Source organism: Chitinophaga barathri, assembly GCF_003807585.1.
Taxonomy (GTDB): Bacteria; Bacteroidota; Bacteroidia; order Chitinophagales; family Chitinophagaceae; genus Chitinophaga; species Chitinophaga barathri.
On record NZ_RMBX01000002.1, the window covers coordinates 60859 to 86266 of the forward strand.

Sequence of the window (25408 nt, forward strand, 5' to 3'; positions counted from 1 at the left end):
CCTCCACATTAGTGCCCCAGGCTGGCACAAAGGTCGTCATTGCGAGGAGCAGCAGCGCTAAAGTGGGTGGGGCGACGAAGCAATCTCCTGCATCGAATGGATGTACGCCGATATCTGGAGATTGCTTCGTCGCGGCTCCTGCACAAATCCCCCGCTGCTCCTCGCAATGACGACGTTTTCACAACGACGCCACAAACAAGGCCGGTTCTGTGGTAGATTTTCCCGCATTGCTAAAGCCCTTGCACTAAAGTATATAGTTTTAACCAACGCCTGGGACCAATAAACGTATCAAACAAAAGCACAAGAGCCCAGTCACAAATAACCAGGATTAAAAAAGAAAAAGCCGGAAATAAGTTTATCAAATAAAAAGTAGCTGTGCCCGCGACAAAGGAGAACACAGCCCAGTTTTACTTTTTATTTGATAAACTTATTTCCGGCGCTCCCAGGTCTGGAAGGTGAAGGCGTAGGCATGTTTTTCGTCCACGGGGTGATCTTCTGCATGGGTCAGTTCCCAATCTTCCGGATCGATGACAGGGAAAAAAGCATCACCCTTCAAAGTAGTATGTACGCGGGTGATATAGATCTTGTCTACCAGCGAAAACGCCTGCAGGAATATCTCCGTCCCGCCGGTGATAAAGATCTCATCCACATCAAAGTCTTCCGCGATGGTGATCGCGGCATCGATGGACGAAACTACGGTGGCCCCTTCGGGCGCGTAGTCCTTCTGCCGGGTGATGACGATGTTCTGACGGCCTTTGAGTGGCTTGCCTCCCATGGATTCGAAGGTCTTCCGGCCCATAACCACCGGGTTGCCCCAGGTCGTGTTTTTGAAGAACTGGAGATCCGCGGGCAGGTTCCAGGGCAGGCGGTTCTCTATACCGATCACATTGTTTTCGGAAGCGGCAACGATAATGGAGATCATACTGCTACAGGGGCTTTGATGTGAGGATGGAACTCATAATTCTCGAGGGTAAAATCCTCAAATTCAAAAGAGAAGATATCTTTCACATCCGGGTTCAGCTTCATGACCGGCAACGGGTAAGGCTTGCGGGTGAGCTGCAGCTGTGCCTGCTCGAAGTGATTATTATAAAGGTGCACGTCGCCGAAGCTGTGTACGAAATCGCCGGGCTCCAGGCCGCATACCTGCGCTATCATGAGGGTGAGCAACGCGTAGGAGGCGATATTGAAGGGCACGCCCAGGAATACGTCCGCACTGCGCTGGTACAGCTGGCAGCTGAGTTTGCCATCCGCCACGTAGAACTGGAAGAGGCAGTGACAGGGGCTGAGCGCCATATCCGGCAGTTCGGCCACGTTCCATGCGCTGATGATGAGGCGGCGGCTGTCGGGGTTCTTTTTGATCTGGCTGATGAGATCGGTCACCTGGTCGATGGTTTTACCGTTGGCCCCTTCCCAGCTACGCCATTGTTTGCCGTATACGGGGCCGAGGTTGCCGTCTTTGTCCGCCCATTCGTCCCAGATCTTCACGCCATGGTCCTGCAGGTAGCGCACATTGGTGTCTCCTTTGAGGAACCAGAGAAGTTCGTATATGATCGATTTGAGGTGAAGCTTTTTGGTGGTCACCATGGGAAAACCGTCTTTCAGGTTGAAGCGCATCTGGTAGCCGAATACGCTCCGGGTGCCGGTGCCGGTCCGGTCCGTTTTGTTATTTCCCTGAGCGATAATATGTTGTAATAGATCCAGGTATTGTTGCATGACCCCGCAAGTTAAATGTAAATTGGGAAATAGCCTATCACAGCTATCAGATTACAGTCAGAAATAATATAAACAAAAGGGGGTAAACAAACAAATCTACTTTAACATAAATTTCATTAATCTGCAAAAATATACATTGACCATATCAACAAGATCGTAACACTAACTATAAATCTAAACGCTTAAAAGATAAAGGCACTATTCGTTTATCATCAACCCAAAATTATCCGTTGCAGGGTCAGACCATGCAGCAGAACGAACTCGTGAAGCACACAGAAACCCGGAGCCTGAGAGCTGACACAACACATCAGAACTTTCCCATCTGGCCTTGCAGTTGATAAGATTTTTTATCAACCTCTAAATTCTATTATCATGCAACTAAATGTACCACATTGACAGCATGGGCTGGCTTCCATTTGCCCAACCCGAAACCATGCTCCTGAAAGACTTTTTTATCAACCTGTTATCATTCTTAAACCTCTAAATCGCCAGAACATGCATCTGTCCAAACAATTCACATTGCTGGTATTGCTGCTATTGATGACGGTAGCAACATTCGCCCAGCAACAAAGGGTGACCGGCACCGTGTCCGACGCCTCCGGCAATCCCGTGCCCGGGGTTACCGTCAGGGTACAGGCCACTAACCGGGGCACCGTTACCGACGGCCAGGGACGGTATTCCATCGAAGCCGTGAACGGGAACACCCTGATCTTTTCTTACACCGGTTACAAGTCGCAGAACAACGTGATCAACGGGCCCACGCTGAACGTAACCATCCAGGAAGACTACGCCAACCTTGATGAGGTAGTGATCACGGGCCTGGCCACTTCTGTAAAAAGAAGCAACCTCGCCAATGCGGTGGCCACTATTTCAGCCAAACAACTTTACGGCGTTGCGCCGGCACAGACATTTGACGCTGCTTTGAGCGGCAAGATCCCCGGCGCACTGATCACCGCGAATACCGGCGCGCCCGGCGGCGGCATTTCCGTAAAGATGCGCGGGGTCACCTCCATCTTCAGTAATTCACAACCGCTGTATGTGGTGGATGGCATATTCATCTCAAACATCAGCGTACCCGCCGGTCTCAACCTGATCACCGGCGCAGCCACGGCAGGCAACCCGCAGAACCAGGACAATCCTTCCAGCCGCGTGGCGGACATCAACCCGGACGATATCGAGAACATCGAAATACTCAAAGGCGCATCCGCGGCCGCCATTTACGGCTCCAAAGCAGCGGCGGGCGTAATACTCATCACCACCAAAAAAGGCACCGGCATCGGCCGCACCATCGTGCGCCTGCGGCAGGACCTTGGCTGGGGCGAGGCCCGCAAACTGCTGGGCGTACGCCAGTTCACCGAGCAGACCGCTTTTGACAAAGGCGGCGCGGCAGCGAGAGATATGTTCATCGCGGCGCGTAACGCAGGCAAACTGTACGATTATGAAAAAGAAATGTATGGCGAAAAAGGCCTGATCTCCAATACAAACGCGAGCGTGAACGGCGGCACGGAACGCACCGGCATGTATTTCTCCGCCAACAGGAGAAGCGAGGAAGGCATCATCAAAAACTCCGGCTACCTGAACAATGCCGTGCGCATGAACATCGACCACCAGCTGAGCGACCGCATCAGCCTGGCTTTACGCGCGTCTTACATGAACACTTCAGCGGACCGCGGCCTGACGAACAATGATAACAACAGCGTGACCTACGGCGTGTCCCTCGCTACCGTTCCGCAATACCTGGAACTGCACCCCGATGCGAACGGCGTATATCCCGTCAATCCCTCGGCGGCGAACCCGCTTGAAACAAGGGACAAGATGCGGAACAACGAAACCACGAACCGCTTTATCACCGGCGGCGAAGTGAGAGCCACCCTGCATACGAACGACCGCACCAATACCAAACTGATCGTACGCGGCGGTGTGGATTTCTTTAACCTGAAAACGGAGGCTATCTTCCCCCGTACCCTGCAATTCATGAAAGGCGGGCTGGAAGGCGCATCCATCCAGGGGAATACGAACAACCTCAATACAAACCTGGCCGGCGTGCTGGTGAATAGTTTCGCGGCGAACAACGATCTCAACTTCACCACTTCATTAGGCGCCACACTGGAAACCAATTCGCTGGACCACATCCTCGCCATCGCCACGAACCTGATACCCGACCAGAGCAACGTGGACCAGGCCGCCAGCTCCCAGCTCCAGCAGTTCCGCCAGAAGTACCGCGACAACGGTATTTTTATACAGGAAGAAGTATTGATCATGGATGCGATCACCCTGAGCGCCGGCGTACGTTTTGACCGGAGCACAAACAATGGCGATTATAAAAAATACTTTGTGTTACCCAAAGCCTCCGCATCCTGGAACCTCGCCAAGATGCCATTCTGGAGCATCGAAACCGTGAACAGCTTCAAACTCCGCGCGGCATATGGCCAGGCGGGCAACGTAGCCCCTTACGGCGCCAAGTTCCTCGCGCTTACCTCCAGTAATATCGGCGGGCAACCGGGCTCTCTGGTGGACAACCAGTTCGGCAACCCGGACATTGAGCAGGAACGCCAGACAGAACTGGAAGCAGGGCTGGACGTGAGTTTCTTCAACGGTCGCCTGACCTTTGAAGGAACCTACTACAACAAAAAGATCTACGATCTGCTGCTGCGCAGGAACGTAGCTTCCTCCAGCGGCTTTACACAGCAGTGGGTGAACGGCGGTGACCTGCGGAACCAGGGCGTGGAAATAGGTATCGGCGCGATACCGGTGAATACCAAACGTTTCCGCTGGAACGCACAGCTGAACTTCTGGAAAAACAAGTCGCAAATTACCAAACTCACCATCCCCGCCTTCCCGATGGGCGCATTCGGCAACACGCTGGGCAACTTCTTTATTGAAGAAGGCAAATCCGCCACACAGATCATCGGTACACTCGGCGGCGGCAAAGGCGTGGGCGTGCTCGGCAATTCAGAGCCGGACTTCCAGCTGAGCTTTTACAACGACCTTACCTTCCTCACCAATTTCAGCCTCCGCGTGATGCTGCATTGGAAAAAAGGAGGGGACAACATCAACCTGACACAATATCTCTCGGACATTTTCCAGACCACGTATGACTACGACGATGACCAAAACGGCAACGGCATAAAAGACGGCGTGGACAGGATGGCGGCAGCAGCGGCCACCGACGCGAGCGTGAGGGTGCAGGACGCGTCTTATGTGCGCATCCGCGAGATCGGGCTGTATTACAACATCCCCATCCCGAAAAACAATATCATCTCCGCCGTGAACGTAGGTATTTCAGCGAACAACTGGTTCACCTGGACAGATTATGACAGTTACGATCCGGAAACATCCAACTTCGGAAGCAACACCATTTCCACCGCCACTTCGCGCGGCAGCAACGGTATCAGCTCCGGCGTGGAAGTAACGCCGTACCCCGCGGTTAAACGGGCCATGTTTCACCTGGGCGTAACCTTCTGATCAGTTCAACTTAAAAAGAATCATCATGAAACAACATAGCATATTACTGTTTAGCGCAATGCTGCTGGGCCTGGGGGCTTGCCAGAAGGGCGAGATACCCAACCTGAACACGCCGGTGGCCAGCGCGATCATTGCAAACGGCACGAAGGAGCAGATCGATAACCTGGCGGTGGCCATGGAATCCGGCATGCGGCCTACGCTGAATACATATTTCGACGCCATCGGTTTACAGGGAAGGGAAATATACCGCTTCTCCGGTTCAGAGCCGAGATATACCACCGAGCTGATGGGTACATCGCCGCTGGATAACAACACCTTTTACACCACCAACCCCTGGGCTTCCCGCTACCGGGTAGTGCGGCAGGCGAACACGCTGATAGACGCGGTGAATGCATCATCCAGGCTTTCGGCGAACGAGAAAAAAGGATACCTCGGTTATGCAAAGACCATCATGGCCTACCAGCTGCTGATCACCCTGAACATGCAGTATACGAACGGCATCCGCACGGACGTAAAAGACCCGAACAAACTCGGGCCCATCAAAGGTTACCCTGAAAGCCTGACGGATATTGCGAACATGCTGAATGAGGGGCTGACAGACCTGACGGGCAGCGAAATTGTTTTCCCGGTAACCATCGTAACGGACGTGACACCCCTCAAGCTGCAACGGTTCAACCGTTCACTGGCCGCCCGTGTAGCCGTATACCGCCAGCAGTGGGCCGAAGCCCTCACAGCCCTGAACGGGTCTTCCTTTGACCTGAATGGAGATATTAACGCCGGGTATGTACATATCTTCTCGGCCAATTCCGGCGACCAGCTGAACCCTGTATTCCTGCCGCAGAACAACTCCGGTGAAAACCGCCTGGCGCATCCTTCGTATGCCCTGCAGATCGCCCCCGGAGACGACCGCATCGGGAAAGCCACGCTGAGAACAGCCACTGCTTCCCTGGACGGGCTCAGCTCCAACCGCGACGTATGGATACACCGGAGCAACACCGCTCCTGTGTACATCATCCGGAACGAAGAACTGATCCTGATCTACGCCGAAGCGAAGATCCAGCTGAACCAGCTGCCGGATGCCATCGTGGCGCTGAACAGGGTCAGGATCGCACACGGCCTGCCTGCGTATGCGGGGGCATCCAACCAGCCGGCCCTTATCACGGAAATGCTGAACCAGCGCCGCTGGTCCCTGTTCGCCGAAGGCCACCGCTGGATAGACATGCGGCGTTACAACCGCCTGAACCAGCTGCCGAACGACCGGCCGGGCGATAAGGTATGGGATAAGTTCCCCATCCCGCTGCCCGAATCCAACCAATAATCAGAGGAGCACTGATACCCTGGGATGCCGGGTAAACCCGGACCCCGGAAAAACGAAAGGGCCACCGTACCGATACGGCGGCCCTTCGTATATAAGATCAAATCATTGATCATCAACGTACCTCCGGGATTAGACAACGGCAGAAGCCTATAGGAGGAAGATTACACTATTGGACATTTACATGCAGCCGGGGACCGGACGCTGAAAAAGGATTAACTCATTGACCTTCAAAGTATCTCCCGGCTCAGGAGCTGACAGATCTGGTGAAACGAAATAGAAAAAGCCGTTCCTGGCGAGGAGCGGCTTTTTTTACTTTGCATAGCAGTAATTGGTTCCCGGTTATAATGTGTTGATAATTTGCCTGTTGATTCCGTATAACGGGCCTGGCGGCAAAAAGTTACATTTCCCCGGTTAAATTCCCCTGCGTTTCATTTCTTTCCTTATAAGGCTCAGTTCCCGGCCCATAGAGCCTGCAATGGAGGTGTTTTCCTGCGCCCGGCGGATCAGGTAAGGCACTACGTCCTTCACGGGGCCATAAGGCAGATATTTGGATACCCGGTAACCGGCATGCGCCAGGTTGAAGGTGATATTGTCGCTCATACCGTAGAGCTGGGAAAAACTAACCCTGGGATGGTTGTGCGGGATGTTTTTTTCGTCCAGCAGGCGGGCGGCCAGCATACAGCTGTCCTCGTTGTGCGTACCGATAAATACGGCCAGGTGGTCCAGGTGATCGAGGCAGAAGCTCACCGCCGCGTCATAGTCCTCATCCGCTGCATCTTTATTCGGCTGGATCGGTGAAGGATAGGCGTTTTCTTCCGCGCGTTTCCTTTCTTTTTCCATATATGCCCCGCGCACTAGTTTGGCGCCCAGCAGGTAACCCGCAGCTTTGGCTTTTTCAAAGCTCAGGTGCAGGAAGTCCAGCCGGTCGTGGCGGTACATCTGGAAGGTATTGTATACGATCACCTCTCCCCTGTTGAACAGGCTCATCATTTCATCCGCAAGATCGTCCACCGGTTGCTGCACCCAGGATTCTTCCGCGTCTACCAGTACGCCCACCTTGCCCTTGGCGGCGGCGGCGCAAATGGTATGGATGCGTTTGCGCACCCTTTCAAATTCTTCTTTTTCTTCCTGTGTGAGCGTTTCGCCATTATGCATCTTTTCCAGCAGCTCAAAGCGGGCGAAGCCGGTCACTTTGATGGGGATAAAGGGAATGTGCGGTTTGCCGGTGGCATATTGGATGGCCCGCAGGAATTCCGGCAGGGCATTGTCGTAGTTGTCCTCTCCTTCCACCGCTTCCACGCTGTAATCCAGGGCTACGCCCACACCGAACTTACCCAGCTCTTCAGCCGCCTTCACTGCTTCTTCCAGGGTTTCGCCTCCGCAGAACTGGTTGAAGATCGTAGCCTTGATAATGCCTTTTACGGGCAAACGCAGTTTGAACGCAAGGGGTGTGGCAAACGCGCCGAACTTTACCAGCCAGGGCTTGCCGATATTGCTGAATAAAAAATTGGCGCGTTTCAACGCCCTGTTCGACATATGTTCGAATGCGATAGCCGTATCCTCGAATGATAATGGTGGTTGCTGCTTTTCCATGGCGGGCAAAGTTAAGGGGCTGGTATTGTTTTAACAAAAAAGAGCAGCCACTCATGATAGTTTTCTGACATACAAGCAGAAACACCGCTGCGGTCTGGAGATTTTTTTATTATATTTATCCCGGGACAGTGTTACACCAAAATCGTATTCCCAACCATGAGCGCAGCACATACGCAATTCCGGCGGCCAAGGCTTCCACTGTATATGAAAAAACGGCGTAACTGGCAACCTGTTGCCCTTACGCTGATCGTCGTTATGCTCATTGCATCCGGCACCTTGTATTACCTTGCGGGCCGCCACCAGCGCAGCTCTGCCATGCTCGAGCCGGGCAAACGGTATGTTACTTTCCAGAGCTCCTACGGCGAGCGGAAAATGGTAAAACTGCCGGACAGCACGCTCGTGATCCTGAACTCCCGTTCCAAACTTTATATGCCCGAAGGTTATCCGCAGAACCGTGCCCTGGTACTGGATGGGGAAGCGTTTTTTTCCGTGCCGCCCGCCGGTCAGGAAATGGTCATTTTAACGGATAAGCTCAAAACCCGCACACCCGGCGCCACCTTCCGCCTCCGCTCCCTGGAAAGCCAGAGCGGGGCCTATTGCCTGGTGCTCAGCGGGCAGGCCAATGTGGGCAAAAGCTACCACTCGCCTACGGATAACGCCACCGAAGACCTGGTTGCCGGCCAGAGCGTACTGGCCAATAAAGGCATAGACCTCATGGAAAAAGAGACCTTCGAACTGGCGGAACAGGAAGATTGCCTGCAGGGAAAGCTGGTTTTCAACAATACACCGCTTCCCGCGGCGTTAAAGAAGATGGAAGACTGGTTTGGCGTGGAGATGGAAATGAGGGGCAACGGCCGCAGCAAATACGTTACCGGGGTATTTAATCCCGCATCCGTAGAGGACCTGCTGGCAACCCTCGGAGATAGTATCGGTTTTACCTACCGCGTCACCCGGGACAAAGTGGTGATCAAGTTCTGACCTTTGGAATTTCCATATCCTAGATAAGTCGTGGATATTCGCGGCAAAGAAATGCCGGTTGTGCGAAGCAGACAACCGGCATATTTTATTTCAAGCAGTACCGTTTACAATATCCTTGGAAACGTCATCGAAATCTTCTCAATTAATTTATCATAGAGCTCATACGGAAATTCTCCCTCCCGCTCCGTTGCAAAACTTTTTTCAGGCAACAGGTGATAAATCTTTTTCAATTGGTAGAACATGATCACCAAAAACTGTTTAAGCTTGATCTGAAAGCCCGCAATCTTTTCATATTTCTCCTTGCCATGCTGGTCCAGGCTAGATCCTATTTCTATCGAAAGAATATGATGCTGTGTGTCATCTCTTTTTACCCAGAGTGAATTCCAACCCGGCTCTTCCCACCACATGATCCTGATCTCATTTTCATTATTCAACAATGAAAGTAACAGACTTGCGATATCATACAATGGGTCACTAAGTGAAGAGGAAGCACCGATCTGATGAACTTCTCCCTTTATGTTAACCAAAAGAGTTGCCCAACCATGTTTATGTAGGATTAGCGAAAAATCAATATCATCATTCATTAAAGCTGGCCGTTTGAATCAAATATAAAAACCTTCTATCATAACAAAAAGACCTTGCAGGGCATACTCCTGCAAGGTCCTTAATTATATAAACCTTCTCCGGCTCAGAACTCTCGCTCTTCCACCGGCAGGCTCCTGATCATGTTGTTAAAAAGGTCCCCTTCGTAATCGTCATACGCACCGTAAGCATTGATGATGTAACCAATGAAACCGTCCGCGTTTTCAAGAAGGTAGAGCACCGCGGAATCGGATGGGTTACTGTCTCCTTCGAAGCGGTAGGTACGGATGATCTTCATGCCTTCGCAGCTGAATATACGGCCTGAGTCCTGGTCTTCCAGCCGGCCGTCTTCCAGGAGCCGCAGCTCATGATCGATGCCGCGTTCTTTCAATACTTCCATCACGCCGCTGAGCGTGGTCATTCCATTGGGTGTCGTTTCCATATGACGATTATTTTGAGTTTGATCAGCTCAGCTCCTGGCCTACTTTTTTCAGCAGATCCAGGGTTTTGCGTATGCCTGCTTCTTCACTATCCTTACTGCCCTCATATTCTATGCCGATAAAGCCTTTGTAGCCGGCCGCCTTCACAATTTCCAACATTTTCCGGTAATCGGTCTCGGTTTCGTTGCCTTGTGCATCAAAATCATGCGATTTGGCACTTACGCCTTTGGCGAAGGGCATCAGTTCGGTAACGCCTTTGTAACGATCGTATTCGTCCGCGCAGGGGGTGCTGTAGTCGCCGTCTTTCTGGCGGCGCACGCAGAAGTTCCCGAAGTCGGGCAGGGTGCCGCAGCCGGGTTTGTTCACGCCTTTCATCACGTCGCTCAGCCAGATGCCGTTGGAGGAATAGCCGCCGTGGTTTTCCACGATCACGCCGATGTTAAAGTCTTTCGCGAAGTCCGTCAGGCGGCCCAGGCCGTCTATGGCGGCTTTTTTCACGTCTTCTTCCTTGCCGGCGCCGGCGGCATTCACACGGATGGAGTGGCAGCCCAGGAACTGCGCCGCTTCTACCCATTTATAATGATTCTCTACCGCTGTGGTGCGTTTTTTAGGGTCCAGGTCGCCCAGCTCGCCTTCGCCGTCGCACATGATCAGTACACTGGTAACACCGTTGTCATCCGCGCGTTTTTTCAGATCGGCGAGGTATGCTTTATCTTTTGCTTTGTCTTTGAAGAACTGGTTCACATATTCCACGCCGGTGATGCCGTAGTCTTTTTTGGCTTTCTCCGCGAAGTCCAGGTTGGTCATTTTACCGGAAAAAAGGGCGTTGTGGAAGGACCATTCCGCGAGGGAGATCTTAAAGAATAATTCCTTTGCGCCACCGCCCGCGGTGCCGGTTGTATCTGTGTCAGAGGAGTCTCCTGTACCGGAGGTGCCGCCGCTGTTGCAGGCTGCGAGAAAAGCGGGTCCGAATGCTGCGCCGGCGGTGACCAGGCCCAGCTGGCGTAAAAAAAGTCTGCGGTTCGTGGATGATGACATTGTGTTAAGGATTTGATTTTTGTAATGAGTTCATAACTGCAAAGCATACACGCCTATCATATAAAAACGTGGAAGCATAAACAAAGTACTGAAAAAAGTTTACAAAATAAAGAAGGTGACGGGGATAAACCTGCCGGAAGCGGCAGGGACCTGCGGCTCCCGGAATGAAGGGCGTTACCGGCGGCTGAGGTTACGCCTGCTCCTGCAACCAATGGTAATAATTCTGCACCGCTTTGATTTCCCCGTACCCTATCTCCTCTCCCAGCTTTTCTTTTACGGAGCCCAACGAATACCCGCCGGTGTCTTCCACCGCCTTCAGTATCCGGGCCAGCCTGCTTTCGTCCGGTATCACATCGCGGATGTCCAGCTCGCCTTTGCGGATGAACTCGCCCAGGTGGCTTTCCACCGTGCTCACCGCCAGGCTGCGGCGGGCGGCGATCTCTTCGATGGCGTTGCCTTCCAGGAAAAGCTGGAGGCTTTGCCGCTGGCTGCCGCCTGCATCCGGCCTTGTTTTTTTTGTGCGTTGCTGTTTGGCCGATTTGAGATGTATCTGTGTGCTCAGGCTGTTGCGCAGGCAGTAGGTCTGCACCGCGTCCAGGAATGCGTCCCCGTATTTGGCCAGCTTTACGTCGCCAAAGCCGGAGATGCGGGAGATATCTGATTTTGTGATGGGGAGGTAGGCTACCAGCTCTGCCAGCGTAGCGTCGGAGAACACGATGTAGGGCGGCACGTTCTCTTTGTCCGCCAGCTGGCGGCGCAGCTGCTTCAGTTCGTTGAACAGCGCGGGATGGGCGATCTCCGCATTTTGCCTGGTAGGCGCGGGGCCACCGGGCTGTTCTTTGCCCGCGGCGGCTACGGTAAATTCTACTTTATCTTCCCCGCGCAGCACCTGCCAGCTGGTGTCCGTCAGCTGCAGCAGGGGGTACTCCCCGGCGGCCTGCTGAAGATACCCAAGCTGTATCAGTTCGCGGGCGTATTGTTTCCATTGTTCTTTGGAGACGTCTTTGCCGATGCCGTATGTTTTGATCTCCTGGTGCGACTCCCGCACGGTGCTGCTGCCCCGCAGGAAGTCCACTACGTAATTGAGGCCAAAGCGGCCCTGGAGGCGGTATACGGCGCTCAGCAGTTTTTGTGCGGCAATAGTGCCGTCCGCCCGTTCGTACTGGCCCAGGCAGTTGTCGCAGTTGCCGCAATGCGCGGGTGCGTCTTCCCCGAAGTATTGCAGCAGGTATTGGCGGCGGCATTGGCGCGTTTCGGCGAGGCCGGCCATCTGTTCCAGTTTTTTGAGCATGATGGCGCTCTGTGCTTCATTCCCTTCCACGAGGGCGAACCGTTTCATCTTAAACACATCGCCGGCGCTGAAGTACAGGATCGCTTCGCTGGCCAGCCCGTCGCGGCCGGCACGGCCCGTTTCCTGGTAATATCCTTCTATGTTTTTGGGCAGGTCCACGTGTACCACGAACCTTACATTGCTTTTGTTGATCCCCATGCCGAAGGCGATAGTGGCCACCATGATGCGCACTTCATCCCGCAGGAAACGTTCCTGGCGTTCTTCACGCACCTGCCTTTCCAGGCCTGCGTGATAGGCGGCCGCGGAGAATCCTTCCGCCTGGAGGTCCGAAGCCAGCGATTCCGTGGCGGCACGGGACAGACAGTAGATGATCCCACTGTCTTCCTTGTGTTCGCCGAGGTAAGTGAGCAGCTGGTCGTAGTGATTTCGTTTGGAGCGGATGCCGTAGAATATGTTCGGGCGGTTGAATGAGTTTTCGAAGACGGTGTACTGGCGCAGGTTGAGTTTTTCGAGGATGTCCTGCTTCGTAACCCCGTCCGCCGTGGCGGTAAGGGCTATTACCGGTGTGTGCGGGAAGCGGTCCTTCAACTGGCCCAGTGCCAGGTATTCCTGCCTGAAATCGTGGCCCCAGTGGCTGATACAGTGCGCTTCATCTATAGCGAAGAGGGATACGTTCAGTTCAGAAAGCAGGCCCATAAAGTTGCCTTCGCCCACGAGGCGCTCCGGGGCGAGGTAGAGCAGCTTCAGTTGGCCGTTGCGCAGCATATGGATCACATTCTGCTGTTCTGATCCGGAAAGGGAGGAATTAAGGAAAGCGGCCGGGATGCCGTTCTGCTTCAGGGCATCCACCTGGTCTTTCATCAGGGCTATCAGCGGCGATACCACTACGGTCACGCCGTCGAACGCCAGTGCCGGCAGCTGGTAACAGATGGATTTGCCGCCGCCCGTGGGCATCAGCACCATGGTGTCTTTCCCTGCCAATACGTTTTCTATGATAGCCTGCTGGTTATGACGGAAATGTGTATACCCGAAATGATGTTTTAACAGTGTTAATAATGATGATTGTTGCATAGCCCGAACTTTGATTTGCCTCCGGGACAAATATAGGACAAAGGGATGTGCATAAAAATAAAATGGAACAGCAATGCGGGTGCAGAATATTTGTTTACATTTATAAAGAGAGTCATTTTACACTGTCGCACACAAAGTCATATTACAACTGTTATTCACCTATTAACCCAAAACAAACAATTTACACGTATGGAACTGTTCGCAGCAATCCCGACTTTAACTACTCCTTTATTGCAGGAAACAATCGATTTTTATGTGAACGTACTGGATTTCACCTGTAAAACGATGGATGAACAATGGAAGTTCGCGTCTATCAAAAAAGACAAGGTGACGATGCAGCTCGTACATCCGCAGGCGCAATTTCCTTTTGGCAGCGACGATCCTTTTGACCAACCCCTCTTCACCGGCGCCATTTACATTCACATGGAAGGCGTGGATGAATTATGGGAAAAGGTAAAGGACAAGGCCGAAGTATGTTTCCCCGTTCAGAACTTTGATTACGGGATGCGCGAGTTTGGTATTTATGACAACAACGGTTATCTCCTGCAATTCGGGGAGCAGATCAAAGCCAGCGCCTAGCGCATTATTTCTTCATAACAACAGGGGGACAACAGGTACAGTGTGCTGACGACACGCTCAGGGAATCCGTATATCCCGAAAAAAAAACCGCAGCGCGTACGCTGCGGATATTATCCATTTTTACTCACTTTCCTTTTCTGCGCCGGTAGGGTTTTCGAGGACAATGCGTTTGTAAACGGAAATAAGTTTATATGGGATAAAAGAGATAATTAGTCGGAAAAAGTGCGATCCGGATTTACATAAATATAAGTAAATTAGCCAACATAGTTAGTCTTTTTTATAAAACCCCATTGTAAATGAAACCAGCTTTATTGCTGTTACACGGCGCCCTTGGCTCATCCCGGCACTTCGACCCGATCGTTCCCGTTCTCCAAGAACAATACACCGTACATCGTTTTGATTTTCACGGTCACGGGAATACGGCGTTGCCTTCTTCCCTGAGCATTGAAATATTTACCACGCAGTTGCTGGATTATATCCGCGATCACCAACTAAGCCCGGTGGCCATATTCGGGTACAGCATGGGCGGTTACGTGGCGCTCAATGCGGCATTGCAGGCCCCGGAAGCGGTGCTTCGGGTGCAGACGCTGGCCACGAAATTCAACTGGACGCCCGAAACCGCCGCAAAGGAATCCCGGCAGCTGGATGCGACGTTTCTGCGGGAGAAAGCCCCTTCTTTTGTTGCGCAACTGGCGGAGCTGCATGGGGACGATAACTGGGCAAACCTCCTTCCCGCCACCGCAGGACTGATGACCACCCTCGGCAACAATCCCCTGCTCACCAAAGAAAACCTCCCTCAAATAAACATCCCCGTGCGCCTTATGGTGGGCGACCGTGACACAATGGTGGGCATCGAAGAGACGCTGGCCGTGTTCAGAAGTCTGCCGCAGGCCTCCATGGCCGTGCTGCCGGATACCAAACACCCGCTGGACAAAGTCAATAACGCAGTGCTGATCTGGGAGATCAGGAGTTTTATGATGTTGTAACATCCGTTACCGGAGACTGTCGATCTTTTTTTCCAGCTGCTCTATCCGTTTGGTTTGCAGATCGTTTAGTTTTTGCTGGTTAATGAGGTGAAGTGTTAGCTCTTCCACTTTTTGCAGGAGTTTTTTGTTCATCTCCCCAAGGTCCAGGCCGTTTTCCCTTACCTCTTCCTCATTGGGAATTTCAGGCAGGTGACCGTTCTCCCGGATATATGTTTCCCATTCATACAATGACGGCAATTGATAGCCGGCATGAAACACAAAGTCTGCCCAGGTTTCCTGCGTTACTTTTACTCTGCGTGCACCGATAGTGCCGTCTACCGCCAGTTTGTAGGCCGGAGAAGTTACTCCTATGCCGACATTGCCGGCAGCCGTAATCCGGAGCCTTTCCGTATAAGTATCCGCATTCATTCTATGCCCGATTACAAATTCAGGCGTATAAACAACCCCGGGATTTGAAATTGCTCCTATATAGGCAGCCTGGCTGGCTCCTACGCTACCGACAGATACCAGGTGCAGAAAAGCTCCTTTCGAATTTACTGTCCGGATATTTGAGATATGAACGGCAGTGCCGGCCGGTATCGGCGTACCCGCTATACCCGGGCTATACACAGCGGATGAAGTATCTCTGATATCCAGCCTGTATTGCGGAGATGAAGTGCCCCACCCTACATTGCCGGTGGCCGGATAGTTGTTCTGGGCATGGCCTGCTAAAAAAGAGCACACAGGTAACAACATGACGATTAACTTTTTCATAGATAAAGGAGGCTTGGGTTCTAAAGCTGTGCAAAATAGGCAGAAATGAACATTCTTACACTAAATTCTCTGCACTTTCAGTACAGAGGTTTGGAATCCGGACTAAAGTCCTGCTTCGGTGCTATTCCTCAAAATTAATACCCCCAATTAATGCCCCAAGCTGGTGCAAAGCCCGTCATTGCGAGGAGCAGCAGCGCTAAAGTGGGTGGGGCGACGAAGCAATCTCCTCCATCGAATGGATGTACTCCAAGATATGGAGATTGCTTCGTCGCGGCTCCTGCACAAATCCCCTGCTGCTCCTCGCAATGACGACCTTTTCACAACGACACCCCAAACAAGGCCAGTTCTGTGGTAAGTTTTTCCCATTACTAAAACCCTTGCACTAAAGTGCACAGTTTTAACTAACGGCTGGACCAATAAAAAAGCCTCCCGGCTTTCACCGGGAGGCTCTCAATATCTGCGCGATCTTATTTCTTTACAATCACACCATCCGCCACGATCACGATATCTTTTTTCGGCTCGGTGATCTTTGCGATCTCCTCTTTGCTTTTACCGGCATCTTCGGCAAAGTGTTTCAGCCTTTCCACGGAAGTCTCGTTCACTTTCGCCACGCCTTCCAGTACCACGGTTTTGCCCACAATGTTCTGCGGCATAAAAAACCCGTAATCCTTGAATTTCACCATTACCGCTTCTCCTGTTGGCCTTTCAATTTTCATGAAACAGCCTTTTTTCTTGCACACTTCCACCACTTTACCTTCAATTTTACCGGTATAGGCGGTGTCCGCCTGGAGTTTCTGGCTTAGGTCCGTCATGCCGATAGCGTCTTCGGCATTAATCGTCTTTCCATAGGTAACGCCTGGCTGTGCCGGGGTTATTTCCTGCTGGGCCAGCACCACGGTGCTGCATAACAGTCCGCCCAGTATTAACATAGATAATTTTTTCATCTGGAGGTATTTGCTCAAATATAGGAATTTAAGCCACCCGGGACTATATTAATATTATTTTAATTTGCGAAATATTTTAATATATATTTGCACTTTCCCTAAGAGGATTATACCTTGTAGTTTATAAAAGATAGTGTTAAAACCGAGTACACTGACAGGACACGGGTGCTGCTTTTGCAGCGCCTGTTTCATTTCCGGTACATTGGTTATCAAGCCACTGCGGTATTACAGCATCAAAGGCTGATTTTGGGCGCCTGGTTTCCCCGGTATCACCGGGCAATGAGATTTGTCGGGCATAACCACAATTTACTCCTCCCCCGCGATCCGGCTCACGGCCTCCCCGTAAGCGGCGCCGATCGGGATCACCGCCTGCCGGATGTATACACAGCTCCGGTCTATCCTGTCCACTTTTTCATTTGCCACGATATAAGACCGGTGCACCCTCGTAAACCGCGAGGCAGGCACCAGCGCCATCGCTTCCTGCATGGAGAGGCGCGAGAGCAGTTTTTTATCCGGCAGCACAAAGTTCACGTAATTGCCCGCGCTTTCGATGTAAAGCACATCGTGCAACTGTATTTTCAGTTGTTCGTAACCGCTTTTGATAAAGATATAATCCGCCTGCACGGGGTTCTGCAAGCGCTCCTGCTTCAGTTGCATGAGGCTGTGCGCCTTGTTGCAGGCTTTCAGGAAGCGGGCCAAGGAAAAAGGTTTCAGCAGGTAGTCGATCGCGTCCAGCTCAAAGCTCTGCACGGCATGTTCGGAATAAGCGGTGGTAAAGATCGTCATGGGCGGCTCGTGCAGGCTGCTGAGAAAGTCCAGCCCGGAGATATCCGGCATCTTGATGTCCAGGAACAGGAGGTCCACTTTTTCCCTGCGCAGGAAATCCATGGCTTCAAAGGCGTTGGTGAACACGCCTTTCAGCTCCATAAAGGGCACCTTCGCCGCGTGCGCCTGTATCACGCTCAGGGCTACGGGCTCGTCATCTATCGCAATGGCGGTCATGGTCATGGTATACAAGATACATCAAATTACATTTTATGAAGGAGCAGCAGGCGGCGCGCGGCGATCCACAACCGCTGGAAGCTCCGGCCATCTGTTTGTTCCCAGTCCTTTACCAGCTTTTCCGCTTCGCGGCGGCGCTGGGTTTCAGTGAGCTGAAACAGGTGGTCCATCACTTCCTTGTCCGCCGTTACTGCTCCTTCATGATAGTGCTCCTGCAATTCCCGTTGTTTTTCTTTCGCCAGCTGCGAAGCCTGTACGCTGCCTTCCGTAAGCGCGGCCAGGCGGGCGTCGTATTCGCCTTTGGGCATCAGCAGTTTGGTGAGCAGGGGCATTACTTCTATGAGGGTGATGATAAATACGATGAGGCGGTACCGCTGTTTGAGCGGCGGATGTTCTTCCGTGAGCGTGTTCAGCGCCTCCACCTGCGTCAGGAAACCGTCTGTAAGCGTGGCCTGGTAAGCGGCTTCTTTCAGGCTGTCTTCGGTTTTGATCAGCGCCAGCCTCTCCGACCCTTCCAGCCGCAGGGGCTCCAGTTCTTTTTTGAGCTTACGCATTTCTTCCTCTGCTTTCAGGTATTCGCTTTTTTTGACGCGGGCGATGGCGGATTCCCCGATCTTCCCGGAGCCGCCGGTGCCGTCCGTTTCGCGGATGTAGCCGTCTTTATAATCTTTTACCTGCTCTTCTTTCTGCACCAGCTGTTTTTCATAGCCAGAGATCTTCTGGCGGATCTCTTTCGTTTGCAGGGCGTTGTATTCGGTTTGTTCCTTGCGGAAAACGTCCATTTTTTGTTGATTGTCCAGCACCATCTGCGCATTAATGTCTTTTTTGAAAAGCATGAGCACAACGGGCTGGGAGATAAACAGGCCGATGGTGACCGCCAGCAGCAGGCGGAAAGCCACGGGCAGGAATTGCGGTTTGCCCCCGTTGCGGTGCATGGCGGCGATCAGGCTCCTGTCTATGGACAATATCGCGAAGCCGAAGAAAAGCGCGAGCCCTATGATTGCCAGATCGTCCTTCACCACGGTGGAGAAAAAATAACCCCAGGCCAGGGTGGCGAAGAGGCCGGTGACCAGCACGGCGATACCGATGATGCGGTAGCGCTCACGGTCGGCCTGGCATTGTTTCAGAATGTCCGCATCAGCGGTGGCCAGCCACCAGAGGAAGCGGGTGAAGCCGTCAGGCTCATAGGGCTTCTGTTCGGCGGGTGTATCCGGCAGTTTCGGGTGGATCATTGTATTCGTTTAAAGGTATATGTTGGATGCTTTGATACTATTTTCACTATTCTTCTCCTTCGACGATCGTTCGACTCTCCTTCGACGATCCTTCGACAATGGTTCGACCAGGCTTTCAGTTAATTTAATATCAGCCACTTCGATAAATTCCCATCCGGTATACTTTTATTACCGCATGGTATATAGTCCCGGCAGGAAGCGGCGTAGTTTTGCTTCAGTTCTTTATTTAGTGGTAATGGTGAGATGTACAAAAAACTCGCTGGCCGTTTGCCGGATGCTCAGCTCATGCCTTCCGGGGTAGAGCAGTTGCAGCCGGTTGCGCACATTGTTCAGGCCAATGCCCAGGCTGTGTTTTTCCGGGTCGTTGTCCGGCTTCACATGCACGCTGTTGTACGCGTCGAAATAGATGTGGCCTTCATCGCAGGAAAGCGACACCACGATCCAGGAACGGTTGCGCAGGCTGATGCCGTGTTTGAAAGCGTTTTCCACGAAAGGTATCAGCAGCATGGGCGCAATGTCGTGCTCGCAGTGTTGCTCATTGATGTTCACTTCTATTTTGATATCCGGCGAAGCCTGCGTACGCAGCCTTTGCAGCGCGATATAGTTTTGCAGGTAACCTACTTCCTTGTCCAGCTCAATCTTTTCCTGGTTGTTTTCATGCAGCATGAACCGCATCATGTCCCCCAGCTTTTGTACGCCTTCGCTGGTGCGCAGCGCGTTCTCCTGCAAAGCGGTGCCATACAAGGTATTGAGCGCGTTAAATAAGAAATGAGGGTTGATCTGGGAACGCAGAAAGTCCAGATTGGCGGAAGAACGACCCAATGCTTTTTCCAGGGTCAACACCTCATTCTTTCTCGATAAGCGGGAATAGGTTACCCCATATGCCAGGGGTATGACGAACATAAAGTTGCAGAAGATGATCAGCGTATAGATGGACCACATCTCTCCTATACGCGTGTTCGAATCCACCAATACACAGGCGAACAACGAAGTGGTCAGCAATATCAGCAGCAATACCGGCACCAGGCTTCTGAATTTTTTCTCTTTTTTGAAATAAGGCTGGAAAACGTAATGGCAGTAACCGATATAAGCAATGATATACGCAGAGCCTGCCCATAATACAAACTGGAAACGCGCGGGCCGGTTGTCCATCACCATGATAAAAGCGAAGATCATCCAGAGCACGAACAGCAACATGACGTCAACCGGTACTTTTTTCCATATCTTTTTTTCGCCAAACCACGTATGTATATAATTGAAATACAGCATTTTCGCCAGGTGATACACCACGTAGCCCAGCACGCTGGTGAACACGACGATAAAAGCCCGCCAGCGGCAGAGATTGTAAAAATTCTCCAGCCGACGGTACCCCAGCATATACCCGAAACGCCAGGTAAAGGCCACCACCAGCAAGCCCCAGAAAAAGAACAGTACGCCCACGCCCAGGATAATGCCCCAGCCAAGACCGTCTTTCTTCTCAAAATAATAAGGGATCAGCCAGTTGTTCAGCGCCACAAAGGTGATGTAACTCACCGTGGCGGTCAGCATACTGGGCATCAGGTAATGGAGGAAGCCGTCGTAAGCCATATTATTCTCGGAAAAACGATATTCCAGCCAGCCGGCATACCCGGCCCCGTCGGTATAGAGAGAGGGAAAGATCATGATAAAAATGACCAGCAGGTAAATGCCCGTAGCCAGCCAGAACTCCGATTTCCTGATTTTTTCCATTTAATATTTCTTTCATGCAATATTAGTGAACAGTTGCCCCCTTTTCACCGAAATGGGATGAAACAGGGCGAATATGGTATGAAACCCTACCTTTTTTATACCTTTGCAACCATGGCAAAAGTAAAAGTCGGATACGTACAGATGAGCTGTTCTGCGGACAAGGCGCAGAACCTTTCCAAAGCCATCACTCAAGTAAGAGAGGCCGCAGCAAAGGGCGCGCAGGTGATCTGCCTCCAGGAGCTGTTCACGTCGCTGTACTTCTGTGATGTGGAAGATTATGACAACTTTAAACTGGCGGAGCCCATCCCCGGCCCTTCCACGGAATCGCTGGGTGCTGTGGCCAAAGAACTGGGCGTGGTGATCATCGCTTCTTTGTTCGAGAAAAGAACAGAAGGGCTCTATCACAACACCACCGCCGTGCTGGATGCGGATGGCGCTTACCTCGGCAAGTACCGCAAAATGCATATCCCGGACGACCCGGCCTACTACGAGAAATTTTATTTCACCCCGGGAGACCTGGGTTATAAAGTGTTTAAAACAAAGTTCGCCACCATCGGCGTGCTCATCTGCTGGGACCAGTGGTATCCCGAAGCGGCACGCATCACTTCCCTGATGGGCGCGCAGATCCTGTTTTACCCCACCGCCATCGGCTGGGCCACCAGCCAGGACGATGCGACCAATACCGAGCAGTACAACGCCTGGCAGACCATGCAGCGCAGTCATGCCGTGGCAAACGGCGTGCATGTGGTGAGTGTGAACCGCGTGGGTCTTGAGCAGGACGGCGCCATGAAGTTCTGGGGCGGCTCCTTTATCTCCAACCCCTTTGGCACCATCCTTCACCAAAGCTCCCACGAAACAGAAGAAGTGATCGTACACGAGCTGGACCTATCCAAAACGGACCGCTACCGTACACACTGGCCTTTCCTGCGCGACAGGAGAATTGATTCTTACCAACCTATTACCAAAAGATACATCGACGACGAAGCATGACGCAGCCAACTCCCAAACAACTAGGGTATTATTTTCCGGCGGAATTCCATCCTCATACAGCTACCTGGCTCAGCTGGCCGCACAAAGAAGCGAGCTGGCCGGGAAAGATACATACCATCTTTCCGCATTACAGCCTGTTTGTAAAATACCTTGCAGACAGTGAGAAAGTGCGCATCAACGTGGCGGACGAAGCCATGAAAACCTTCGCCGCCGGGCATCTCGTAAAAGCGGGCGTGAACATGCAGAACGTGGAATTTTTTTTCCACCCTACAAACGACGCCTGGTGCCGCGATCATGGCCCCGCATTCCTTATCAATCCCAATGCGGAACAGAAAAAAGCGGTGGTAGACTGGAATTACAACGCCTGGGGCGGCAAATACCCTCCCTTTGACCAGGACGATATCATCCCCACCCTCATTGCCAACCATTACAAGCTGCCGCTGTTCAATCCCGGCATCATCATGGAAGGCGGATCGGTGGAGTTCAACGGCAAAGGCACCATCCTCACCTCTACCTGCTGCCTGCTGAACGAAAACCGCAACCCGCACCTGGACCGTGGCCAGGTGGAAGAATATCTTTACCAGTATTACGGCGCTGAACAGGTATTGTGGGTGGAAGAAGGCATTGTGGGCGACGATACGGACGGGCATATAGACGATACCATCCGTTTTGTGAATGAAGACACGGTGCTGACGGTGATAGAAACGGACAAACAGGATGAGAACTACGAACTGCTGCGGCAGAACCTGAAGCAACTGCAACAGATGCGACTGCTGAACGGCAAACAGCTGAACATCGTGACGCTGCCCATGCCGGACCCCGTAGTGTTCGAAGATCAGCGCCTGCCCGCATCCTACGCGAACTTTTATATCAGCAACAAATACGTGATCGTACCTACTTTCCAGTGCGGGAAAGACGATGAAGCGCTGGGTATTATACAACAGTGTTTTAAAGACCGTGAAGTGGTGGGAATAGACAGCACGGACATTATCTGGGGATTAGGCAGCTTCCATTGCCTGAGCCAGCAGGAGCCGGAGATATAGTTTCAAGATAAAGAGAGAGCCGCCTTTACCGGGCGGCTTTTTTACTTGATCTTACAATACTGCGTCGTAAACCATGCGGCACTTCGTCCATTCGCTGCAAAGGACATGCGCTTCGCAAAACAAAACGTTCCCTCACAGCACGATCACCTCCGGCGCATCGCCCCAGGAGGCCAGCTCGTTGGTCGTGAGCAGGTTAAACTTCGGATTTGTGCCGCCCAGTTCGCCGCAGGCCTTGCTAAACACCACCGTAGCGATCCGGTGATGCCGGATCACATAAGAACAGAGCATACAAGGTTCTACATTGGAATACAGCGTAGCACCGGCCAGCTGGTAGCCTTTGCCGATGGCATCCAATATGGCCATCACTTCCGCGTGGCGCGTGATATCTTTCAGCGTTTTACTTTGCTCGATAGCTTCGCCGATGATCAGCCCGTCTTTGACGATAACGCTGCCCACCGGGCTTTCTCCCGCCGCTTTGGCCATTGCTGCCAGTTCAAGACAGCGCTCCATGTATTTGTGATGTCCGCTCATGTTATCTCAAAAGTAATACTCCTTGTAATACCATCGAATTTTGGTAATTTATCGTCTCTCTTCCCACACCCTAAACCAATCGTTATGACGCGCCCTGAAGCACTCAGCAAAAATGAACCGCTCGTATGGTCTTCCGGCAACGGCACCGATGTATGGGACATGTTCCAGGCGGCGGCAGGCGGTGACGTGACCGCTCTTCAATCCCTGCTGGCCCGTGATCCCGGCCTGATACGCTGCGATTATGACTACCGCACGCCCATGTATTTTGCGGTGAAGGAAAACCGGGCGGAAGCGGTGAAGTACCTGCTGGAGCAGGGTGCGAACCCTGTAAGCTCCGGCACGCCGGATACCTTGTGGCAGATGGCAAAGGACCGCGGGTTCACGGAGATACAGTCCATGCTCGAAAAAGCCATGGGCCAGCACATCAACCCGGAAGGCAGCAGGATCGCAAAAGCCATCAGGGAGAGGGACCTAGCCAAAGTGAAAAAAATGCTGGATGCGGAACCGCAATTGCTGCACGCGCCGGACGAACATACGAACCAGCCTATCCATTGGGCCGTGATGAGCCGCCAGCCGGACATGATAGAAGAACTGCTGAACCGTGGCGCGGACATTCACGCGCGGCGTTTCGACGGCGCCCGGCCTATCCAGCTTTGCAACGGGGATTACGGTTACCGGGGCTGGCGCGATGTACCGGAGGATACGGCTGCCACACCCAAAGACATCTACGACCTGCTGGTCCAAAAAGGCGCGGAGGTGGACATTTACATGGCCAGCCTCACGGGAAACATCCAGCGCGTACGCCAGCTGCTGGACGAAGACCCTTCTCTCGCAAACCGCCTTTCCGATTACGTGACCTACTACCAGGGCTCCGGCTCTGCCATCAACAATGCCGTTTCCGGGGGCCATAAGGCGATTGTAAAGCTATTGCTGGAACGTGGAGCTGATCCTAACCTCCCGGAGCCGGGAATCGCCCCGAATGGGCATGCTATCTATACCGCCGTGGTGAACGGGGATATTGAGATGGTGAAACTCCTCCTGCAATACGGCGCCCATCCGAACGTGGAAGTGGAAAGCTCAGCCGACGCGCTCTCCCGGGCCATCAACAATAAAAACCAGCCGGTCATAGACTTGCTCTGCTCCTACGGCGCATACCGCAAAGTGCACCTGCTGGCGTATTACAACGACCTGCAAACTGCCGCCGCCATGTTCGCCGCCAAACCCTCGCTGGCCAATGACGTGAACGCGCTGGAAAACGCGGCCGGCCAGGGGCACGCGCTGTTTGTAAAGCTCATCCTCCGCTACCAGCCCGATCTTGCCAAACGTATAGCGGTAGGCGTACGCAGCCGCGGGCCTTTGGAAGCGGTGCAGACAAAAGAGCTGAGAGACTTCCTGTTCAGCCAGGGCATGAACCCCAATCACCGCACCTGGCTGGGCGTTACGCCATTACATAAGTTCGCCGAGCACAACGATACCGAAAACGCCGAAAGTTTTATCGAACATGGTGCGGACATCCATGCCGTGGATGAAGAAAACCTTTCCACCCCGCTGGGCTATGCCGCGAAGTACGGCCGTAAGGAAATGGTGGAACTCCTTTTGCGGAAAGGGGCAAACCCTGAGCTGCCGCTGGAACACCCATGGGCAAGACCGCTGGCATGGGCGGAAAGAAGAGGGCATACGGAAGTAGCGGCGGTGTTGGCCGGTCATCAGAAGGGAGCATAATGCGGACGCTTTTTTTGTTACATTTATCCCTATGAATCTTTTGGGTAATATCATCTGGCTGATCTTCGGCGGCTTCTTTACATTTATCGGTTACATGACAGGCGGGCTGGCCTGCTGTCTCACTATCATCGGCATTCCCTTCGGGCTGCAACTGTTCAAGATCGGGATACTCACGCTGATGCCGTTCGGCACACAGGTACGCGAGAGGCCCGGCTCATCCGGCTGCCTGGCTGCGGTGATGAACATCATCTGGATCCTCTTCGGCGGTATCTGGATCGCACTGGGCCACCTCCTTTTCGGATTTTTGCTGGCTATCACCATCATCGGCATCCCCTTTGCCCGTCAGCATTTTAAACTGCTCACGCTTACCTTCACCCCCTTCGGGAAAGAATTGTATTATCCCTGATCT

Annotated in this window: 22 protein-coding genes; 9 read left to right on the plus strand and 13 right to left on the minus strand. The window is 52.6% G+C overall.

All coding sequences use genetic code 11. The annotated features are described in order from the left end of the window. Nucleotides 1–427: 427 nt before the first annotated feature. Nucleotides 428–922, minus strand: coding sequence for a dihydrofolate reductase (locus tag EG028_RS03365; protein WP_120515612.1), 495 nt, complete (start codon nt 920–922; stop codon nt 428–430). Beyond that, complete coding sequence (locus EG028_RS03370) at nt 919–1713, minus strand: thymidylate synthase (protein WP_120515611.1); 795 nt, start codon at nt 1711–1713, stop codon at nt 919–921. The genes EG028_RS03365 and EG028_RS03370 overlap by 4 nt, the downstream gene beginning before the upstream one ends. 495 nt (nt 1714–2208) lie before the next feature. Here EG028_RS03370 and EG028_RS03375 point away from each other — a divergent pair, with 495 nt between their 5' ends. Both EG028_RS03375 and EG028_RS03380 read left to right on the plus strand, forming a co-directional pair. After that, on the plus strand, nt 2209–5178 hold the full coding sequence (locus EG028_RS03375) for a SusC/RagA family TonB-linked outer membrane protein (RefSeq protein WP_120515610.1): 2970 nt from the start codon (nt 2209–2211) through the stop codon (nt 5176–5178). A gap of 25 nt (nt 5179–5203) precedes the next feature. Next, nucleotides 5204–6496, plus strand: coding sequence for a RagB/SusD family nutrient uptake outer membrane protein (locus tag EG028_RS03380; RefSeq protein WP_120515609.1), 1293 nt, complete (start codon nt 5204–5206; stop codon nt 6494–6496). 411 nt (nt 6497–6907) lie between these two features. Here EG028_RS03380 and EG028_RS03385 read toward each other — a convergent pair whose 3' ends face one another. Then, nucleotides 6908–8089 (minus strand): proline dehydrogenase family protein, encoded by a 1182-nt coding sequence (locus tag EG028_RS03385; RefSeq protein WP_120515608.1) that lies wholly within the window; start codon nt 8087–8089, stop codon nt 6908–6910. A gap of 204 nt (nt 8090–8293) precedes the next feature. On the opposite strand from EG028_RS03385, the gene EG028_RS03390 reads away from it, so the two are divergent. After that, entirely contained in the window at nt 8294–9067 is a 774-nt protein-coding gene (locus tag EG028_RS03390) for a FecR family protein (RefSeq protein WP_162946321.1), read from the plus strand. 104 nt (nt 9068–9171) lie between these two features. On the opposite strand, the gene EG028_RS03395 is transcribed toward EG028_RS03390, so the two are convergent. From EG028_RS03395 to recQ, 4 genes are all read right to left on the minus strand, one after another. Beyond that, a complete protein-coding gene (locus tag EG028_RS03395) occupies nt 9172–9651 on the minus strand; it encodes a hypothetical protein (protein WP_120515606.1) in 480 nt (159 codons plus the stop codon). A gap of 104 nt (nt 9652–9755) precedes the next feature. Then, on the minus strand, nt 9756–10091 hold the full coding sequence (locus EG028_RS03400; RefSeq protein WP_123864542.1) for a hypothetical protein: 336 nt from the start codon (nt 10089–10091) through the stop codon (nt 9756–9758). 22 nt (nt 10092–10113) lie between these two features. Then, nucleotides 10114–11127 carry a sugar phosphate isomerase/epimerase family protein gene (locus EG028_RS03405; protein WP_120515604.1) on the minus strand — a complete coding sequence of 338 codons (1014 nt, stop codon included), beginning with the start codon at nt 11125–11127 and terminating at the stop codon, nt 10114–10116. Between the two features lie 190 nt (nt 11128–11317). Beyond that, nucleotides 11318–13489, minus strand: a complete 2172-nt coding sequence (gene recQ / locus EG028_RS03410; protein WP_120515603.1) for a DNA helicase RecQ — start codon at nt 13487–13489, stop codon at nt 11318–11320. A 189-nt stretch (nt 13490–13678) separates the two neighbouring features. Here recQ and EG028_RS03415 point away from each other — a divergent pair, with 189 nt between their 5' ends. After that, nucleotides 13679–14068 (plus strand): VOC family protein, encoded by a 390-nt coding sequence (locus tag EG028_RS03415; RefSeq protein ID WP_120515602.1) that lies wholly within the window; start codon nt 13679–13681, stop codon nt 14066–14068. A gap of 296 nt (nt 14069–14364) precedes the next feature. Continuing rightward, nucleotides 14365–15054 carry an alpha/beta fold hydrolase gene (locus tag EG028_RS03420; protein ID WP_120515601.1) on the plus strand — a complete coding sequence of 230 codons (690 nt, stop codon included), beginning with the start codon at nt 14365–14367 and terminating at the stop codon, nt 15052–15054. A 6-nt stretch (nt 15055–15060) separates the two neighbouring features. Here the strand turns inward: EG028_RS03420 and EG028_RS03425 are convergent, their stop codons facing one another. From EG028_RS03425 to EG028_RS03445, 5 genes are all read right to left on the minus strand, one after another. Then, nucleotides 15061–15807, minus strand: coding sequence for a hypothetical protein (locus tag EG028_RS03425; protein ID WP_123864543.1), 747 nt, complete (start codon nt 15805–15807; stop codon nt 15061–15063). Between the two features lie 467 nt (nt 15808–16274). Next, the gene (locus EG028_RS03430; protein ID WP_120515684.1) at nt 16275–16751 is read right to left on the minus strand and encodes a DUF4920 domain-containing protein; all 477 of its coding nucleotides are present in this window, start codon (nt 16749–16751) and stop codon (nt 16275–16277) included. A gap of 306 nt (nt 16752–17057) precedes the next feature. Further along, complete coding sequence (locus EG028_RS03435) at nt 17058–17759, minus strand: LytR/AlgR family response regulator transcription factor (RefSeq protein WP_241559073.1); 702 nt, start codon at nt 17757–17759, stop codon at nt 17058–17060. Between the two features lie 20 nt (nt 17760–17779). After that, nucleotides 17780–18985 (minus strand): DUF4407 domain-containing protein, encoded by a 1206-nt coding sequence (locus EG028_RS03440; RefSeq protein WP_120515599.1) that lies wholly within the window; start codon nt 18983–18985, stop codon nt 17780–17782. Nucleotides 18986–19207: 222 nt separating this feature from the next. Then, entirely contained in the window at nt 19208–20713 is a 1506-nt protein-coding gene (locus tag EG028_RS03445) for a sensor histidine kinase (RefSeq protein ID WP_206614391.1), read from the minus strand. 111 nt (nt 20714–20824) lie between these two features. Between EG028_RS03445 and EG028_RS03450 the strand changes: the two genes are divergently transcribed. Further along, nucleotides 20825–21703 (plus strand): carbon-nitrogen hydrolase, encoded by an 879-nt coding sequence (locus EG028_RS03450; protein WP_120515681.1) that lies wholly within the window; start codon nt 20825–20827, stop codon nt 21701–21703. Continuing rightward, nucleotides 21700–22746 (plus strand): agmatine deiminase family protein, encoded by a 1047-nt coding sequence (locus tag EG028_RS03455; protein ID WP_120515598.1) that lies wholly within the window; start codon nt 21700–21702, stop codon nt 22744–22746. The genes EG028_RS03450 and EG028_RS03455 overlap by 4 nt, the downstream gene beginning before the upstream one ends. A 132-nt stretch (nt 22747–22878) precedes the next feature. Here EG028_RS03455 and EG028_RS03460 read toward each other — a convergent pair whose 3' ends face one another. Next, entirely contained in the window at nt 22879–23277 is a 399-nt protein-coding gene (locus EG028_RS03460) for a nucleoside deaminase (RefSeq protein ID WP_120515597.1), read from the minus strand. Between the two features lie 84 nt (nt 23278–23361). Here EG028_RS03460 and EG028_RS03465 point away from each other — a divergent pair, with 84 nt between their 5' ends. Both EG028_RS03465 and EG028_RS03470 read left to right on the plus strand, forming a co-directional pair. Further along, on the plus strand, nt 23362–24999 hold the full coding sequence (locus EG028_RS03465) for an ankyrin repeat domain-containing protein (protein WP_120515596.1): 1638 nt from the start codon (nt 23362–23364) through the stop codon (nt 24997–24999). Between the two features lie 31 nt (nt 25000–25030). Next, nucleotides 25031–25405, plus strand: coding sequence for a YccF domain-containing protein (locus tag EG028_RS03470; protein WP_120515595.1), 375 nt, complete (start codon nt 25031–25033; stop codon nt 25403–25405). Nucleotides 25406–25408: the final 3 nt, after the last annotated feature.